Here is a 17,025-nt window from a genome sequence, read left to right as displayed (position 1 = left end):
TATTTTACTGAATAAATAATGAATTTGCAACGTTCTTAGAGAAAAGATGTATAAAAAATACATCAAAATGTGCTGAAGGCTTCATTTCTCATCTTTGCATCATTTTTGTCTAATCTGTGAACTTGACCAAAGTTTTGTATCATAATTCGTTTACTTTTTGTAAAATTAAAGTAGAATTAGAATTGTTTGTATAGTCTTAAAGGGGTTTTCACAAAGGGGAGGATGAAAGAAATGAAACGGAATCCACTTATACCATTCTTATTGATTGCCATTTTAGGTATTGGACTCACTTTTTTCTTATCAATGAAGGGGTTGAAAGATGAAGACAAAATCGCCTCTGGAGGCGAGGAGCAAAAGCAAGAAGAAACAGCAAATGCGACGCCGGAAGAATTGTATAAACAGAACTGTATTAGCTGTCATGGGGAAAACTATGAAGGCGGTGCTGGTCCTGCATTAAAAGGTGTTGGCGACAAGCTTGAAGTAGCAGACATCAAGAAGAAAATTCAAGAAGGCGGCAATGGGATGCCAGGCGGGCTGATTCCGAATGAAAAGCTTGATGAAATGTCAGAATGGGTATCCAAAATTAAATAATGTTACGCAAAAAGCTCTTTTTGATCAGAAGAGCTTTTTTCATTTGAAAACGACTTTTAATTTATATAAGATAGACAAGAATGAACATTAAAGAAAAGTAGTGATACGTATGAATGAAATGAATTTATCAAAACGATTAAAAAGAGTCGCAGACTTTTTACCACATGAGGCTGTCTTTGCTGATATCGGCTCAGATCATGCCTATTTGCCGTGTTATGCGATCCTGCATCAAAAAGCAGTAAAAGCGATTGCTGGTGAAATTACAGAAGGTCCGCTTCAATCAGCGAAGCAGCAAGTACATAGACTTGAATTAGATGACCAGATCTCGGTCAGAAAAGGAAATGGCCTTGAAGTCATTGAAAAGGGCGAAGTGAATGCTGTAACGATTGCAGGTATGGGCGGAGCACTCATCGCAAGCATTTTAAATGACGGCAAGCATAAGCTTACAGGCCTTGAAAGGCTCATTCTTCAGCCAAATATCCATGCTCATCACATTCGTTTATGGCTCTATCAAGAGGGGTATGAATTGATAGATGAAGTTATTTTAGAAGAGGATGGCAAAATATACGAAATCATCATCGCCGAAAAAGGTGACAAAGATAAAGCCTATGAAGGGATGTCAATTGAAACAGGCATGCTAGTTGGGCCGTTTCTTGCAAAAGAGCAAAATGACGTCTTCCGGCGCAAGTGGATGCAAGAGCTTCAGCATATGGAGAAGATAGAAAGTCAAATCCAGCAGGCAGCGCAAACAGAAGAGAACAACGATCGCCTTGAAGAGCTGCATGTGAAAATAAAGATTCTAAAGGAGGTTTTGACTGTTGGCTAAAACAGTAAACGGACATGAAATCATCCAATTATTTGAACAATTTTCACCAAAGGCATATGCCATGGAAGGTGACAAAATTGGTCTTCAGATCGGGACATTAAATAAAAAAGTAACCAATGTTATGATCACTTTGGATGTATTAGAGAATGTAGTAGATGAGGCGATCGAGCGAAAAGTGGATCTCATTATTGCTCACCATCCGCCGATTTTTCGTCCATTAAAACATGTAGCGACAGATCAGCCGGCTGGACGGATCATTGAGAAATGCATCAAACACGATATTGCAGTATATGTGGCACATACGAATTTAGATGTGGCTGACGGAGGAGTTAATGATTTGCTTGCTGAGGCTCTAGAGCTTGAAGAAACAAGTGTGTTAGTGCCGACATATGAAAATCCAATCAAACAGCTTGCCCTCTATGTCCCGCAGGAATTTGAAGAAGCCATCCGTACAGCTTTAGGAAATGCGGGTGCCGGTCATATTGGCAACTATAGCCATTGTGTGTTTTCAAATGAAGGGACAGGCAGTTTTTTGCCATCAGAAGATGCGGATCCGTTTATTGGTGAGACCGGTCAATTGGAATTTGTGAAAGAAGTGCGGATTGAAACCATTTTCCCAGCAAGTATTGAAAAACAAGTCATTCGTGAAATGATCAAGGCACATCCTTATGAAGAAGTCGCCTATAGTGTACACACGACAGATCTTCCTCCTATTCAAAAAGGTCTTGGCCGTATAGGGGAGCTAAGAGAGCCAATGACCCTTGGAGACTTTACACGATTTGTGAAGACAAAGCTCGATGTAAATGGTGCTCGCTTTGTAGGTGATCAGGACGCTGTTGTGAAAAAAGTAGCTGTGCTTGGCGGAGACGGAAATAAATACATTCATCAAGCGAAAAGAATGGGTGCTGATGTGTATGTGACAGGGGATCTTTATTTCCATGTTGCCCATGATGCCATGATGCTCGGGCTGAATGTAGTGGACCCAGGGCATTATGCAGAAAAGATTATGAAAGAGGGCGTAAAGGCGAAGCTTCAATCGCTATGTTCAGATAAAAAGTATGATGTACAGCTCTTTGTTTCTGAATCGAACACAAATCCATTTCAATTTATGTAAATAAAAAACGTCAGAGCTTCTATGCTCTGACGTTTTTTTATTTCTTTGTTTTCACGCGCGGTAGTATTTTCGAAAGAGGAACCGACCGTTCAATCTTCCAAGTTGATTCATCATCCGGCTCGTAGTTTTCTAAGAAACGGATCACTTCCTTTGTAATAGGTGTCGGTGTAGAAGCGCCAGCAGTAATGGCAACGGTTTTGACGCCTTGCAGCCACTCCAGCTTGAGTTCACTTAGGTCACCAATACGATAAGCCTGCGTTCCGGCAATCTCCATTGACACTTGTGCCAGACGGTTGGAGTTATTACTTTTTGGATCTCCGACAACAATGGTAAGGTCGGCTTGGCCAGCTTGCTGAGATACAGCTTCCTGACGTACTTGTGTCGCAAGACAAATTTCTTGGTGGTACTCGACGTGAGGATATTTCTCTTTTATGAGCTCCATCAGATCGTGGACATCCCACTGAGACATCGTTGTCTGATTGGTGATAAGCAATTTATCTGATGTTAAATCGAGCGCCTCAATGTCCGCTTCTGATTCGACAAGATGCACCTTGTCAGGGGCTACTCCGACAGCTCCCTCTGGCTCAGGATGACCTTTTTTTCCGATATAAATAATGTCATATCCATCGGCTGTTTTCTCTGAAATGAGTTCATGTGTTTTCGTTACATCGGGACAGGTTGCATCAATGGCGACAAGGCCTTTTTCTTCTGCAATTTGACGAACCTCAGGTGAAACGCCGTGAGCAGTGAAAATGACTGTTCCGCTTTCAACCTGCTTTAAAATGTCCAAGCGGTTTGGGCCGTCCAGTGTGTAGATCCCATCTTCTTCGAAGGCATCTGTCACGTGTTTGTTGTGCACAATCATACCTAATATATAAATTGGGCGTGGCAAGTTTTTATCAAGTGCGGCATTTTTAGCAATGACCATTGCATCTACAACGCCATAGCAATAGCCACGCGGCGAAATTTTAATTACATTCATTTATTCGTCCTCCTGTAGGGAAGTGCTGCTAGAGAAGAACAATATAAAAAGCCGTGAAAAAACGGCTTTTTATCATTCTCTAGCTTCCATTATAGCCAAAGTAAGCGTATATATCAAAGATTGTTATACGCAGGGGACATTTCGCCATTAAAAGATCACTAGACATATAGTTTTGGAACAGAGCTGCCAGGTCTTTTTTTCGGTTTCACTTCAGGAGCAGGTGATGTGTGAGGAGCTGTTTTTTTGACGAGGATGTCTTCTGGTTCTTCGGTTTCTTCTATTTCATCATCTCCTGATGCAACCTCTTTTTGCACTTCTGTTTCCTCGCCGATTTCTTTAGGTTCTTCATCTGTACTAGTTTCATCATCATCCGCACTGCCAAGCTGGCTATATAGCTTAATCATCGCAGGCAGATTTCTGACTAAAGGACCGTATTGCTGAATCATTGGCGTAAATTGCTGCGCCATACCGAGCACCTTTTGAACATTTCCCAACATGCTTGAGAGGGTTGCAGGATTTGCGAAGCTCTGGATTCCTTGTAAACCCGCACCACCTCCAGAGACTCCTGCTCCCCCTGCGCCAGGAAGAAATTTAGCGAGCATGCCTTTCATTCCTGCTCCGCCGCCTAGTGCACGGCTTTCGCCTCCTGGAATTCCGCCTATTCCGCGTACACCGCCTCCCTGTACAGACGGGGAGCGAGGCATCATTTGCTGAAATTGATTGCCTTGCCCTTGAAAAGGCTGTTCGATAGGAGCCTGCTGCCTCCTTTGAAAAATTCCGGGCTGTCCGCCATTTCCAAGATGCCGGCGTGAGGGACGGTGCGGCTGAAAATCGCCCATAGGCCTTTGCCCTAACATACTTGTACCTCCCTTACTGCATTCTCTTTCTCTTCATAGGTTATGCAACGAAGCATCAATTGGTTTCCTTTAAGAAAAGCGGACATGGTTTTTTTGCTGAAAATCAGCTATAATGAGGAGATGAGCAAAAAGGCATTGCCTTAAGGAGTGAAAACATGAACGAAACAAAATTTACGACATATGAATTAAAGTCTTTTATTATAGATGCTATTCATGAACTGGGCTTTTATGAGCCAACTGATATTCAAAAAAGAATCATCCCTGCTGTGTTAAAAGGAGAAAGCGTGATTGGTCAATCACAAACAGGAACAGGAAAAACCCACGCGTACTTATTGCCGCTTATTCATTCAATTGATCCAAGCAAAGAGCACGTACAAGTCGTGATTACTGCACCTACAAGAGAATTAGCTAATCAAATTTTCAAAGAAGCCCAAACGATTTTAAAAAATGCTTCTCCAGAAGAAGAGATTAAAGCGAAGCTTTACATTGGCGGAACGGACAAGCAAAAATCCATTCAAAAGCTAAAAAACCAGCCGCATTTGGTTGTCGGTACACCTGGACGTATTGCTGACCTCATTCATGAGCAGGCGCTGAACGTTTACAAAGCGACATCTCTTGTCATTGATGAAGCGGATTTAATGCTGGATATGGGATTTTTAGAAGATGTGGACCGTATTGGCTCACAAATGCCAGAACAGCTGCAAATGCTTGTGTTCTCAGCAACGATTCCAGAAAAACTAAAGCCGTTCCTGAAAAAATATATGGACAATCCCAAATATGCCCATGTTGAACCAAAACGAATTACAGCTGAAAACATTCAGCATATTTTAGTTCCATCTAAACAGCGTGACAAGCTGAAATTGCTTCATGAAATGGTGACGAATGTACAGCCTTATTTAGGCATCATTTTTGCCAATACAAAAACAACCGTTGATGAAATCGCATCATTCCTACAAGAAAAAGGAATGAAGGTTGGGGTGCTGCACGGCGGATTAACACCGCGCGAACGTAAAAAAGTGATGAAGCAAATTGATGATTTAGAGTTCACTTATATAGTGGCATCAGATCTTGCAGCCCGCGGAATCGACATCAAAGGCATCAGCCATGTGATCAACTATGAACTGCCATCTGATCTTGATTTTTATGTTCACCGTGTTGGGAGAACAGCTCGAGCTGGTTCATCTGGAATTGCGATGACGATTTATGAGCTTGCTGATGAGGATGCACTTATTCAGATCGAGAAAATGGGCGTTGTGTTTGAAAACAAAACCATTGTTCATGGCGAATGGCGAGATGCAGATGACCGCTTGAAGCGTCAAAGACGTAAAAAAGCACCTAATGAAATTGAAGAAAAAGCAAAGCGTCTTGTGAGAAAACCGAAAGCCGTCAAACCTGGTTATAAAAAGAAAATGACACGTGAGATGGACAAAATCAAAAGACAGGAACGTAGAAAGTCAAAGCGTAATGGAAAGTAGGGGGAAACATTGTTGAAGATTGGTTCACATGTATCCATGAGCGGAAAACATATGCTTCTTGCAGCGAGTCAAGAGGCTGCCTCTTATGGTTCAAATACGTTTATGATTTATACAGGTGCACCTCAAAATACGCGCCGTAAAAAAATTGAAGATCTCAATATTGAAGCTGGACAAGCGCATATGAAAGAGCATGGTATGACAGATATCGTCGTACATGCACCGTATATTATTAATATTGGGAATACCGTCAATCCATCGACCTTTGAGCTTGGTGTGGACTTCCTTCGCTCTGAGATTGAACGTACAGAAGCGCTAGGTGCGAGGCAGATTGTTCTCCACCCAGGTGCACATGTCGGAGCAGGACCAGAAGCAGGAATCCAAAAAATCATTGAAGGTTTAAACGAAGTCATCGTAAAAGGGCAAAAGGTTCAAATTGCACTAGAAACAATGGCTGGCAAAGGTTCAGAGTGCGGAAGAAGCTTTGAAGAGCTTGCCCAAATTATCGACGGAGTGACACATAACGAAGCACTTTCTGTCTGCTTTGATACGTGTCACACACACGATGCTGGCTATCCGATTGTGACTGACTTTGATGGGGTGTTAGAAGAATTTGATCGAATCATTGGTATTGACCGAATCAAGGTTCTTCATATTAATGACAGTAAAAACGTACAAGGCGCAAGAAAAGACCGACATGAAAATATCGGCTTTGGTGAAATTGGCTTCGATGCACTGAACAACATTGTGCATCATCCGCAGCTTCAAGATGTGCCAAAAATCTTAGAAACGCCTTATGTAGGTGAAGATAAAAAGAACAAAAAACCACCTTACAAATTCGAAATTGCGATGCTAAAAGAAAAGCAATTTGACGGAGGCTTACTAGATAAAATTAAAGATCAGTAAAAAGCATACAACATCATGAGGTGCCGCTAAATGCGGCCCTTTTTTTCTTAACTTGTAAACTGATTAAACAGATCATTGACAGTCTGAGCTGTCTGTTTAGATGTAATCGCTTCTACTTGCTTAAGAAGCCGGCTACGCTCTGCATCATTAAAAATATTGACGTTTTTCCCATTCATGAGTTTGGCCACCTCAGCAGCTTGGTTTGACGTTAAACTGACACCATACTGTTTCGCATACCTTAACAGATCATTTGCTGTGATCTGATTGAGCCGCTGCAGGACAATTTTTTGAATTAAAATCAATTCCATTCCTCCCCTCTGTAACAATGTATGGGCGAAAACGGAAAATGTGCAAAAAATTTTATTTTACCCTGTGAAATGATAAAATAGTAAAGTGAATAAAATGTTCATTGAAAATTTAACATGTGTAGAAGGGAGAACGTATGGCAAATAGTAAACAGCATAGAAAGGAATCAGTGCCTCATTTTATATTTAGAATTTTCCTAATTCTAGTAGGTGCTACATGCGCAGCAGTCAGCATTGAATTATTTTTAGTGCCAAACAATATTATCGATGGAGGCATCATCGGCATTTCGCTTATTTTGGATTATCTCTTTACAGATAACCCATTCATCAATTTTGCGACGATTGTTGTCATTTTAAATATTCCATTTATGATATCAGGATACAAACATATTGGGAAAACGTTTCTTATTTCCACTGTGATTGGGATTGTCAGCTTAGCCGTCATAGAATCTTCACTCCATCATGTAGAGGCATTTACCAATCAGCCGATCTTAGCTACTGTATTTGGCGGGCTATTACTTGGTTTTGGTGTTGGACTTGTCATCCGTAATGGAGGCTCAATGGATGGAACAGAGATCTTAGGCATTCTGCTAACGAAAAAAATTCCTTTTTCCGTCGGTGAGTTTGTCATGATCGTCAATGTGTTCATTTTTATTTGGGCAGGTTTTGTCTTCGGACCAGAGCAGGCTATGTATTCTGTCATGACATATTATTTGGCAATGAAAACAATTGATGCTGTCATTCAAGGGCTTGATGAAACAAAAGCTGTCATTATCGTATCAGATTATTATGATGAAATTTCAGATGCGATTCTTCATCGACTTGGCAGGGGAACGACAAAGCTGAGAGGGAAAGGCGGTTATACAGATGAAGAAAAAGATGTCATCTACGCCGTTGTCACAAGACTTGAAATTACAAAGCTAAAATCCATTGTATTTGAAATTGATAGTCAAGCATTTATTACAATTATGGATACGCATGAAACAAAAGGCGGTAAGTTCAAAACAGCCATTCATTAGCTTTTATTTTACTTTTTAATCTTTCTTTTATATAATGAAATGTATGTATGGACAGAGAAAATGGCAAAAGCCATTTTCTTTTTGTTGTATAAATCGTAATCATTCTTTTTATATTGATTAAAGGTGGAAAGATTCATGGCAAAGCCAATTATTGAAATGAAGGACATTTCGTACTCGTATGGACAGCGAAATGTCATAGATCACATTCATTTAACAGTAGAGGAAGGGAACTTTCTAGCACTTGTTGGACCGAATGGATCTGGTAAAACAACTTTATTAAAATGCCTGCTTGGGCTCATTAAACCACAGCAAGGCGAATTAAAACTATTTGGCACGCCTGCTTCTAAATTTAGAGACTGGGATCAAATTGGATTTGTTTCTCAAAAGGCGAATAGTTTTAATACAGGTTTCCCTGCTTCTGTTTACGAAGTCGTCGCAAGTGGATTGACGGCGAAAATAGGATTATTTAAACGAATGAGCAAGCAGGACAAATGGCAAGTTGAGGATGCCATTCGCTCAGTTGGGATACAAGATTTGAAGCATCAAAACATTGGGGAACTTTCAGGCGGTCAGCAGCAGCGTGCTTTTATTGCACGTGCGCTCGTCAGTCAGCCGAAGCTGCTCATTTTAGATGAACCAACGGTTGGTGTAGACCAGCGGACAGTAGAAAGCTTTTATCAGCTGTTAGAAACATTGAACAAAGAAAAAAGAATGTCTTTAATTCTTGTCACACACGACGTGGGCACTGTTTCTGATAAAGTCACCCATGTGGCTTGCTTAAATCAGACACTTCATTTCCACGGAGATGCAGAAACGTTTGATTCAATGGATGATCAAGCGTTATCCCAATTTTACGGACATGACATTCAAGTGATTCATCACGATCATCACCATCATGGGGGACATGAATAATGCTATTTCCATTTTTTCATTATGAATTTTTACAAAATGCGTTTATCGCAGGAATGCTGATCGGTTTTATTGCGCCCTTGCTTGGTGTATTTATCGTCGTGAGAAGGCTCTCGCTGATTGCAGATGCCCTCAGTCACGTATCACTTGCCGGTATTGCAGCTAGTTTATTCCTTGATAAAAAGTTTGGCCTCCTGACAGGGGTGAGCCCGCTGTACTTAGGGATGGCGTTTTCTGTTGCCGGTTCGTTATTTATTGAACGCCTGCGTTCTGTGTATAAGCATTATCAGGAGCTGGCGATACCTATTATTTTATCAGGCGGTATTGGGATTTCCGTCATCTTCATTTCACTAGCGAATGGCTTTAATACAGATTTGTTTAGTTATTTGTTCGGAAGTGTCAGTGCGGTGTCGAGATTAGATCTTTGGATTGTTGTTGGGATCTCACTCGTTGTTGTGTTAGTTGTCGTGCTTTTATATAAAGAATTATTTTTACTTTCTTTTGATGAAGAGCATGCAAAGGCTTCTGGTATTTCAGCGAAATGGATTCATTTTATTTTTATCTTAGTTGTCGCACTTGTCATTGCGGCGTCGATGCGTATCGTAGGTACACTGCTTGTCTCTGCGCTCATGACACTTCCTGTTGCGGCAAGTATCCGCATTGCCAAAGGATTCAAACAGGCGATTTTCCTTTCAATCTTGTTCGGTGAATTGTCTGTATTGGCGGGATTGATCTTAAGCTATTATCTAGATTTAGCACCAGGCGGAACCATTGTGATGCTGTCCATTTTGATTTTAATCGGATGTATTTTTATTGGAAAATTCAAAAGGGGGAATCATCATGAACGTACAAGAAGCGCTTGATTTATTAAAGGAAAAAGGCTACAAGTATACAAGCAAACGTGAAGACATGCTTCAACTGTTTTCTGATTCTGATAAATATTTGACTGCTAAAAATGTGCTGACGGCACTAAGTGAAGACTACCCAGGTCTTAGCTTTGATACGATTTATCGTAACCTGTCGCTATATGAAGACTTAGGTATATTAGAAACAACGGAATTGTCAGGGGAGAAGCTTTTTCGTTTTAAATGCTCATTTTCTCATCACCACCATCATTTTATTTGTCTGACATGTGGTAAAACAAAGGAGATCGATGCCTGCCCTATGGACAAGTTAGACGCCGATCTAGAGGATTATCACATTAGCGGACATAAATTCGAAATATACGGAACATGTCCTTCCTGCGAACCGAAGGAAGTTCATTCATAAAACAGCCAGCCGCAAAGCTGGCTGTTTCTTTTATCTTTTTGAAAACGTTTTACAAAGGGCGGCTGTTTCATTAAAATGAGAACAAGGTACTGAAGTAATTTGTGTCTTTTGGGGTAAAGGGAGGGTCAAAAATGGCGTATTATGTCGTGTTTGATGTAGGCGGGACGAGAACAAAACATGGTTTAATGGATCAGGATGGGGAACTTGTCACGAGCGGTGACTATGAAACGAACTGCCGGCAGCTTGAACCGTTTTTAGAAGCGATGGCGGATGTGGTCAAGCAATATCAGAGAACGTCGGATGTCAGCGGAATCGCGATTAGTCTTCCGGGCTTTGTGGACAGTGAAACAGGTTATACAGAATTTGCAGGAGCCATCATCGCCTTAAATGGTCAAAATGTAAAAACACTTTTAGAAGAGAAAACATCGCTTCGTGTGGAAGTGGAAAATGATGCGAACTGTGCAGCTCTTGCAGAAAAATATAGTGGTCATGCAAAAGAGTGTGACAGCTTTATTTGTATGACGCTTGGCACAGGTGTTGGGGGTGGTATTTTCGCTGGCGGTCAGCTTGTGCGCGGGGCTTCCTTTCGCGGCGGTGAATTTGGCATGATGCTGACAGAGACAGAAAATGGACAATTCACAACACTCAACAGCAGTGCTTCAACAGCTGGTTTAATTCGCAGCTATAAAGAAAAGCAAGGAATTCCGCAAAGTACGCAAATAGACGGTCAAGACATATTTGAAAAAGCAAAGCATGATCCGTCCATTGAAAAGCTGGTGGATCAGTGGTACAAGCGAATCGCCATTGGCATTTACAATGTAGCAACTGTCCTTAATCCAGAGAAAATTCTCATTGGCGGGGGCGTTAGTGCCAGACCAGATTTGCTATCAAACATTGAGAAACATTTACATACACTGCATGCGTGGAAGAACATTCAGGTGAAGCTGGAAACGTGCTACTACTTGAATCAGGCAGGCATGAAGGGAGCACTGTACCATTTTCTCATGAAAGAAGGGCAGTTTGTTCCATCAAAAAAGCCGATACATTAGAGTATCGGCTTTTCTGTATTAATAAGCAGTTTCCAAACGCTGCTCGTATTGTTTAATCCAGTGAGACGCTTCCTGCCAGTTGTTGACGCGTATAATCCTGTCATCAATAGGCATTTGATTATATGGGGAGTTAAAAAGAATAACCGGGATGTCAGCCTCTTTTGCAATCATGGTGGCATTCCCATGATGATCCTCGAAAAACACATCAATCTTGTGCTTTTGAACAGCTTCGAGCTTATGATGACCGCCAACCAGCTCAATGTCATCATAGTGCACGTGATGTTTGTGAAACCACTCGTAGGTGATGTCCGCATGATGCTGCCTTCTTGCTGTAATATAGATCAGCCTATGTTGATGTTTCAATTGATCAAGAATCTCTTTTGCATCCTTAGCAGGCTGTGCCTGTTTATATATAAGAGGCTCGTGCTGATTCATCCAGCCCCAAAACTCTTCTTGAGAAATATTTAAAAGCTTCGTCAAATCATATTCTGTCATATCATCTAGTGTCATGGCACATTGGAACGACTCATTTAAATAGGGAACAAAGGTGTCCTGTGCCGTCACTGTGCCATCTATATCAATTCCTAAACGTAACATGCCCACACTCCTCATTTTTATACTCTTAAAGTGTAACATAATCAATTCACAATTCCAGCAAGTTTTAGCAAACATGAAACAGACATTTTTGCTCATACTAAAAAAGCTCCTTTCTATTAACCAAAAGGGGGAATTGATCATGGAAAGAGACGAAGATTTCAGAAGAGATGATCGTGAAATCGATACACACTTTAGTAATGATGATGGCTATCTAGAGGAAACAGCTGCTGAAATTGCAGAGCCATATCAGGCTTCAAGAGATCGAGTAGACAGACGAGAACGCGACCAAGTAGGTGACGATTCAGGCAGTAAGGGGATAGGCTATACAGCACTCGCGATTGCGATTATCTCGTTATTTGTCTTGCCGGTGCTATTAGGAGTAGCGGCAATCGTCGTTGGTTATATTGCAAGAAGAAAAGGAGCACATGCGCTTGGCGCATGGTCAATCGGGATCGGAATTGTTTCCGTCATCCTTGGCATTTTTATCACCCCGTTCTTTTAACAAGAACAGAAAAACGCCTGACAGTGACGTCAGGCGTTTTTTGTTATGCATTGGCTTTTGCTTTTTCAGCTTCCATTTTTGCATAATGCTCTTCAGCAATTTTATCGATTTCTTTTTTCAGTTCTTCGACCATTGTTTCTTCGGGCACTTTACGAACAATTTCACCTTTACGGAACAATAGGCCTTCGCCTCTAGCGCCGGCAATTCCGATATCAGCTTCACGCGCTTCACCTGGACCATTTACAGCACAGCCAAGAACAGCTACTTTAATCGGTGCTTTAATCGTGGAGATATATTCCTCAACTTCATTTGCAATGCTAATGAGGTCAATTTCGATTCGGCCACAAGTTGGGCAAGAGATCAGTGTTGCTGCATTTGCTGCAAGACCAAATGATTTCAACAGTTCACGTGCTACTTTTACTTCCTCAACTGGATCAGCACTTAATGAGATGCGGAGTGTGTTCCCAATTCCCATATTCAAGATAGCGCCGAGGCCAGCTGCACTTTTGACCGTACCTGCAAATAATGTACCTGATTCCGTAATCCCAAGGTGAAGAGGGTAGTCAAATGCTTTTGCAGCTTTTTCGTACGCCTCAATCGCTAGGTTGACATCAGATGCTTTCATGCTGACGATGATATCATGAAAATCTAGATCTTCTAGAATTTTAATGTGGTGCAGTGCACTTTCGACCATACCATCTGCTGTTGGATAGCCATATTTATCAAGAATTTTTTTCTCTAATGAACCAGCGTTTACCCCAATACGGATTGGAATGCCTTTTTCTTTTGCTGCTTTCACAACCGCTTCGACTTTTTCTCGTCTTCCGATGTTTCCTGGGTTGATTCGAATTTTGTCTGCACCTGCTTCAATCGCTTTCAGTGCAAGCTTGTAGTCAAAATGAATATCGACAACTAGCGGGATGTTGATCTGTTTTTTTATGTCTGCAATCGCATTTGCTGCACGCTCGTCTGGGCATGCGACACGCACGATTTGACAGCCTGCTTCTTCAAGACGCTTAATTTCAGCTACTGTCGCTTCGACATCATGTGTTTTGGTTGTTGCCATACTTTGAATGACAACCTCATTATTTCCACCTATAGTTAAAGGTCCCACTTTGACGGGACGCGTTTTAGTACGATGTGTGACTTCACTCACTTGTCAATCGCTCCTTAGTGTACAAGCAATCATTTGCCATGTACGTCTTGTTTTACAGTTCATATTGTAACAGTCTCTTTGTATGAATGACAAGGAATTAACGTTTTATCTCTTATAGACCGGAAACTTATATGTGCTGCCTGCCCGAATTTCGTTTGCTTTGACGCCTTGATTCAGCTCTTCAAAATCTTCAATGACTTCATCAAGAGGCTTACTTGTATGGACGATAGAGACGACGGTTTCACCTTGTTTCACCGTGACCTTCTTATATGCTTTTTTCTCAGGTGTTTGAAAGGCATTTGCAGGAACAGCTGGACCTTCTTCAACGGGGATGGTGCCATTTTTTAAATCAAAAAAGATAATAAAGAGGACAAACAAACTGATTAGCAAAAAAATAATACGCCGCATTTCACTCACCGCTTTTAAGAGTTTACTTCAGTCTATGCATGTCCCGAAATGATAGAACCAACATGAGGAAAAAAGCTGGAAAGGGAGGTTCTAGTTCGTTCTAGTGAGTCTTGCATTGAATTTACACTCGGCGGTGCTTTTTCAAGCTTCTGTCACGATTATGATAAAATAAAAGCAGGGGGGAGAGTTTATGAAGAAAATCAGTCAGCAAATCTATGTGAGAGCGCTAGCAGAAGAAGATGCACAATCACTACTTACACTTGAGCTTGAGAATCGCTCCTATTTTCAGCAATTTACACCTTTGGTCAAAGATGATTTTTTCACGTTACCTCGTCAAATTGAACGAATTCAGCGCAGTGTGAAAAAATGCGCACAGGATGAAGCCTACATGCACGGTATTTTCTTAAATGAAACAGATGCCTTAATTGGGACAATCTCATTAAGTTCTGTTGAAAGAGGTCCGATAGAAGGAGCTTGGCTAGGGTATGTACTTGATGAAAAGCATGGCGGGAAAGGGTATATGACAGAAGCCATTCGGTTAATCATCGATTATGCCTTTGAAGAGCTGCACCTGCATCGTATTGAAGCTGGAGTAAAGCCGAGTAATATAGGTTCCATTCGTGTGCTTGAAAAGTCAGGTTTTGAAAATGAGGGACTTAATCGTAAAAAAGTAAAGATTAATGACGTATGGGAAGATCATTATTTGTTTGCGATCATTCATCCGGATGAATCATAGGGCATGCACATACATAAAAAGCTCCTCCAAGTTGGGGGAGCTTTCGTATACTAAATTAATTTTTGGCAAGTGGTTTATGTTTAGCGGGTATTTCCTTTACGACAAGGTATAAGAAGATAAAGTTAATGACCCAATTTAATAAAAATGAATTCGCAACAGGTGTGTTTAATGCACTCATGATGGCGAAAAAGACGGTTGTTAATGTGAGTGAGTAAGCAGAGAGCTTCCATAGCATTTGGAAGGACAGCTCTTTTTGCTGCATGCGTTTAATAAATGTACCGAGCATCGCAAGGAAAGTTGCGCTAATGAACATGAGAGCCGCAGTTGATAGATATAGCAGCACGCAGATAACTGGGATAATAATCGCTTGATTCTGATTTGTAACGCGGGCAAGTTCGTCTTTTGTCAGCGTCCCACCAAGCAGCTGATACGGGATATCTGTCATTTGCCCATCAACGGCAATCACTGCTTTTTCTTTTAATAATGCGATGGCTGTTTGCTTTGATTCAATCTCACTTGCTTTTATTTTTTCAGCTGGATCAAAAATGATCGTAATGCCGTTTTCTTCTTTTTCTATCGGTTCACTTTGATCCGCTTGAAGCTTTCCTTTTTCGATTGAGAAATCAGGTAAATCTTTTTTGATCACATGCTGAAATCCTGACATCGCATTCGAGATCTCTTGACTCATGTGGTAACCCTGAGGAACTGCTGCGATAATCGAAAGGATAAAAATGAATAAAATCGCTTTGCCAATCCCTGTAAACCGTGCTTTAGCAATATCTTTTGGTGAATAAATGCCTTTTAACAAAAGTTTAAATACGTTCAATCAATTCACTTCCTACATTCTTTTCTATTTCTCATATTGTATCAATGTCTATCTAACAAGTACAAGTATGGCCTTCATTGCTGGTTAAGATAGAGGGAATGAGGCATAATGTATACAGCAAATAAAAAGGAGGCGGCTGTGACTTGGATGTGTTGTATTGGATTCTCATTATTTGTGCATTTATCATTGCATTTGTTGGACTTGTTTATCCAATTATCCCTAGCGTGGTTTTTATGGTTCTCGGATTTATTCTATATGGTTTCTTTTTCAGCTTCGAGCCACTGACACTGACGTTTTGGGTCATTCAAGCCGTATTTACCGCAGTATTATTTGCGGCAGATTATGTCTCGAATCTTATTGGGGTCAAGCGTTTTGGCGGCAGCCGTGCAGCTATTTGGGGAAGCACCATCGGGTTATTAGTTGGTCCTTTTGTCATTCCGATTGCAGGAATTATCATTGGTCCATTTATCGGAAGTGTTATTGCAGAGCTCCTTGTTCATCAAAAAGATGTGAAGACAAGTGTGAAAGTAGGATTAGGCTCATTAATCGGATTTATATCAGGTGTATTTGCCAAAGGATTGATCCAAGCGCTCATGCTGGGCATCTTTTTATTTTATGTCCTTCGATAAATAGAAAAAGGGCGTTTAAAACTTTTTCTAAAGGGCTAAATACAAAATAAACACTGAAATGTTTCAGATCATGAGCAATAACATTGAAACAAGCCAATTCTTTTGATACTCTTTGAGTAGGGTGAATTGCTTGCTTATGAATTAAGGAAGCATTTCAGTACATACATTTCTAAGGAGGAATTTAACCATGGCTTTTAAACTTCCAGAATTACCATATGCTTACGATGCATTAGAACCACATATCGACAAGGAAACAATGACGATTCACCACACAAAACACCACAACACATACGTAACAAACTTAAACAAAGCAATCGAAGGTGTATCAGCTCTTGAAGATCAATCAATCGAAGAGCTAGTGGCTAACCTAAACTCTGTACCTGAAAACGTTCGTACAGCTGTACGTAACAATGGCGGAGGACATGCTAACCACTCATTATTCTGGACGCTTCTTTCACCAAACGGTGGCGGTGCACCAACTGGTGAACTTGCAGATGCAATCGAAAAAGAATTAGGCGGATTTGAAAAATTCAAATCTGATTTCGCTGCAGCAGCTGCAGGACGCTTTGGTTCTGGTTGGGCATGGCTTGTTGTGAACAATGGCAAACTTGAAATCACAAGCACGCCAAACCAAGATTCTCCTTTAACTGAAGGAAAAACACCAATTCTAGGACTAGACGTTTGGGAGCATGCTTACTACCTAAACTACCAAAACCGTCGTCCTGATTACATTTCAGCTTTCTGGAATGTTGTGAACTGGGATGAAGTAGCTCGCCTTTACAGCGAAGCTAAATAAATCATTTGACTTGAAAAGACCTGCTCTTTAGAGAAGCAGGTCTTTTTATATTTTCCCTCCTTTTTTTACATATCTG

The 17,025-nt window shown here is 41.0% G+C and carries 21 protein-coding genes; 14 read left to right on the top strand and 7 right to left on the bottom strand.

Translation table 11 applies throughout. The annotated features are described in order from the left end of the window. The first annotated feature begins 231 nt into the window (after positions 1-231). From cccA to SB660_RS08270, 3 genes are all read left to right on the top strand, one after another. Complete coding sequence (gene cccA / locus SB660_RS08280; protein WP_058014653.1) at positions 232-591, top strand: cytochrome c550; 360 nt, start codon at positions 232-234, stop codon at positions 589-591. A gap of 109 nt (positions 592-700) precedes the next feature. Next, a complete protein-coding gene (locus SB660_RS08275; protein WP_180310506.1) occupies positions 701-1,417 on the top strand; it encodes a tRNA (adenine(22)-N(1))-methyltransferase in 717 nt (238 codons plus the stop codon). Further along, entirely contained in the window at positions 1,410-2,531 is a 1,122-nt protein-coding gene (locus SB660_RS08270) for a Nif3-like dinuclear metal center hexameric protein (RefSeq protein ID WP_410582088.1), read from the top strand. Before SB660_RS08275 ends, SB660_RS08270 begins: the two co-directional genes overlap by 8 nt. Before the next feature lie 37 nt (positions 2,532-2,568). Here the strand turns inward: SB660_RS08270 and SB660_RS08265 are convergent, their stop codons facing one another. After that, positions 2,569-3,513: a 4-hydroxy-3-methylbut-2-enyl diphosphate reductase gene (locus tag SB660_RS08265; RefSeq protein WP_058014656.1), complete on the bottom strand. Its 945-nt coding sequence runs from the start codon at positions 3,511-3,513 to the stop codon at positions 2,569-2,571. A gap of 158 nt (positions 3,514-3,671) precedes the next feature. Continuing rightward, positions 3,672-4,370, bottom strand: coding sequence for a VrrA/YqfQ family protein (vrrA, locus tag SB660_RS08260; RefSeq protein ID WP_058014657.1), 699 nt, complete (start codon positions 4,368-4,370; stop codon positions 3,672-3,674). A 155-nt stretch (positions 4,371-4,525) separates the two neighbouring features. On the opposite strand from vrrA, the gene SB660_RS08255 reads away from it, so the two are divergent. Both SB660_RS08255 and SB660_RS08250 read left to right on the top strand, forming a co-directional pair. After that, positions 4,526-5,845, top strand: coding sequence for a DEAD/DEAH box helicase (locus SB660_RS08255; protein WP_058014658.1), 1,320 nt, complete (start codon positions 4,526-4,528; stop codon positions 5,843-5,845). Between the two features lie 9 nt (positions 5,846-5,854). After that, complete coding sequence (locus SB660_RS08250; protein ID WP_410582085.1) at positions 5,855-6,748, top strand: deoxyribonuclease IV; 894 nt, start codon at positions 5,855-5,857, stop codon at positions 6,746-6,748. 47 nt (positions 6,749-6,795) lie between these two features. Here SB660_RS08250 and SB660_RS08245 read toward each other — a convergent pair whose 3' ends face one another. Beyond that, on the bottom strand, positions 6,796-7,050 hold the full coding sequence (locus tag SB660_RS08245; protein ID WP_044139399.1) for a DUF2624 domain-containing protein: 255 nt from the start codon (positions 7,048-7,050) through the stop codon (positions 6,796-6,798). Between the two features lie 140 nt (positions 7,051-7,190). On the opposite strand from SB660_RS08245, the gene SB660_RS08240 reads away from it, so the two are divergent. The 5 genes from SB660_RS08240 to SB660_RS08220 all read left to right on the top strand — a co-directional run bounded on the left by SB660_RS08240 (position 7,191) and on the right by SB660_RS08220 (position 11,299). Further along, positions 7,191-8,072, top strand: a complete 882-nt coding sequence (locus tag SB660_RS08240) for a YitT family protein (protein ID WP_058014660.1) — start codon at positions 7,191-7,193, stop codon at positions 8,070-8,072. A gap of 135 nt (positions 8,073-8,207) precedes the next feature. Next, complete coding sequence (locus tag SB660_RS08235) at positions 8,208-8,984, top strand: metal ABC transporter ATP-binding protein (protein ID WP_058014661.1); 777 nt, start codon at positions 8,208-8,210, stop codon at positions 8,982-8,984. Further along, positions 8,984-9,844 (top strand): metal ABC transporter permease, encoded by an 861-nt coding sequence (locus SB660_RS08230; protein WP_003217436.1) that lies wholly within the window; start codon positions 8,984-8,986, stop codon positions 9,842-9,844. The genes SB660_RS08235 and SB660_RS08230 overlap by 1 nt, the downstream gene beginning before the upstream one ends. Beyond that, complete coding sequence (gene zur / locus SB660_RS08225; RefSeq protein WP_003217433.1) at positions 9,822-10,250, top strand: zinc uptake transcriptional repressor Zur; 429 nt, start codon at positions 9,822-9,824, stop codon at positions 10,248-10,250. Before SB660_RS08230 ends, zur begins: the two co-directional genes overlap by 23 nt. Before the next feature lie 131 nt (positions 10,251-10,381). Then, entirely contained in the window at positions 10,382-11,299 is a 918-nt protein-coding gene (locus SB660_RS08220) for an ROK family protein (RefSeq protein WP_268466086.1), read from the top strand. Positions 11,300-11,317: 18 nt separating this feature from the next. On the opposite strand, the gene SB660_RS08215 is transcribed toward SB660_RS08220, so the two are convergent. Then, positions 11,318-11,896 carry a 5' nucleotidase, NT5C type gene (locus SB660_RS08215; RefSeq protein ID WP_058014663.1) on the bottom strand — a complete coding sequence of 193 codons (579 nt, stop codon included), beginning with the start codon at positions 11,894-11,896 and terminating at the stop codon, positions 11,318-11,320. A gap of 139 nt (positions 11,897-12,035) precedes the next feature. Here SB660_RS08215 and SB660_RS08210 point away from each other — a divergent pair, with 139 nt between their 5' ends. Beyond that, on the top strand, positions 12,036-12,398 hold the full coding sequence (locus tag SB660_RS08210; RefSeq protein WP_058014664.1) for a cell division protein CrgA: 363 nt from the start codon (positions 12,036-12,038) through the stop codon (positions 12,396-12,398). A 43-nt stretch (positions 12,399-12,441) separates the two neighbouring features. Here SB660_RS08210 and ispG read toward each other — a convergent pair whose 3' ends face one another. Both ispG and SB660_RS08200 read right to left on the bottom strand, forming a co-directional pair. Continuing rightward, positions 12,442-13,554 carry a flavodoxin-dependent (E)-4-hydroxy-3-methylbut-2-enyl-diphosphate synthase gene (ispG, locus tag SB660_RS08205; protein WP_003217392.1) on the bottom strand — a complete coding sequence of 371 codons (1,113 nt, stop codon included), beginning with the start codon at positions 13,552-13,554 and terminating at the stop codon, positions 12,442-12,444. Positions 13,555-13,659: 105 nt separating this feature from the next. Further along, entirely contained in the window at positions 13,660-13,962 is a 303-nt protein-coding gene (locus SB660_RS08200; protein WP_034661318.1) for a hypothetical protein, read from the bottom strand. A 190-nt stretch (positions 13,963-14,152) separates the two neighbouring features. Between SB660_RS08200 and SB660_RS08195 the strand changes: the two genes are divergently transcribed. After that, entirely contained in the window at positions 14,153-14,698 is a 546-nt protein-coding gene (locus SB660_RS08195) for a GNAT family N-acetyltransferase (protein WP_058014665.1), read from the top strand. Positions 14,699-14,753: 55 nt separating this feature from the next. On the opposite strand, the gene SB660_RS08190 is transcribed toward SB660_RS08195, so the two are convergent. Beyond that, positions 14,754-15,524: a DUF1189 domain-containing protein gene (locus tag SB660_RS08190; RefSeq protein WP_410582079.1), complete on the bottom strand. Its 771-nt coding sequence runs from the start codon at positions 15,522-15,524 to the stop codon at positions 14,754-14,756. Between the two features lie 143 nt (positions 15,525-15,667). Here SB660_RS08190 and SB660_RS08185 point away from each other — a divergent pair, with 143 nt between their 5' ends. After that, positions 15,668-16,153, top strand: coding sequence for a DUF456 domain-containing protein (locus SB660_RS08185; protein WP_410582077.1), 486 nt, complete (start codon positions 15,668-15,670; stop codon positions 16,151-16,153). A gap of 187 nt (positions 16,154-16,340) precedes the next feature. Further along, entirely contained in the window at positions 16,341-16,949 is a 609-nt protein-coding gene (sodA, locus tag SB660_RS08180) for a superoxide dismutase SodA (protein ID WP_003217313.1), read from the top strand. Positions 16,950-17,025 lie beyond the last annotated feature (76 nt).

The organism is Bacillus sp. SIMBA_005 (assembly GCF_046535585.1).
GTDB classification, from domain to species: domain Bacteria; phylum Bacillota; class Bacilli; order Bacillales; family Bacillaceae; genus Bacillus; species Bacillus pumilus.
This window is presented reverse-complemented; position numbering and strand designations above follow the sequence as displayed.